We start from the raw sequence: 385 nt of genomic DNA, 5'->3' as shown, positions 1-385 counted from the left end.
ATGATTCGTTGCATATTGAGTGTTGTCAGCTTACAGAGTGGCTACTTTAGCATAACAATTATCATTTTCATTGAGGTCTTATCGTGAAAACCGCCCTGCTACTGGAAAAACTGGAAGGACAGCTCGCCACGCTGCGTCAGCGTTGTGCCCCGGTAGCGCAATTTGCCACGCTAAGTGCCCGTTTTGACAGGCACCTTTTTCAGACCCGTGCGACAACACTACAGGCTTGTCTCGATGAGTCGGGCGATAACCTGGCTGCGCTTCGTCATGCGGTTGAGCAGCAACAGCTGCCGCAAGTCGCCTGGCTGGCAGAACATCTGGCGGCGCAACTGGAGGCTATAGCGCGTGAAGCCACAGCCTGGTCGCTACGCGAGTGGGATAGCGT

General features: G+C 54.3%; 1 protein-coding gene. It reads left to right on the top strand.

Features of this window, described 5'->3' with window-relative positions; translation table 11 throughout:
* Positions 1-83: 83 nt before the first annotated feature.
* On the top strand, positions 84-385 hold a 302-nt coding region (gene priC, locus GV819_RS32855), incomplete at its 3' end, for a primosomal replication protein PriC (RefSeq protein ID WP_218579793.1).

It is taken from the genome of Pseudomonas sp. Fl5BN2, assembly GCF_009908205.1.
Taxonomy (GTDB): Bacteria; Pseudomonadota; Gammaproteobacteria; order Pseudomonadales; family Pseudomonadaceae; genus Aquipseudomonas.
Note: the sequence above shows the minus strand (reverse complement) of the source record. Positions and strands in the feature narration are given on the sequence as shown.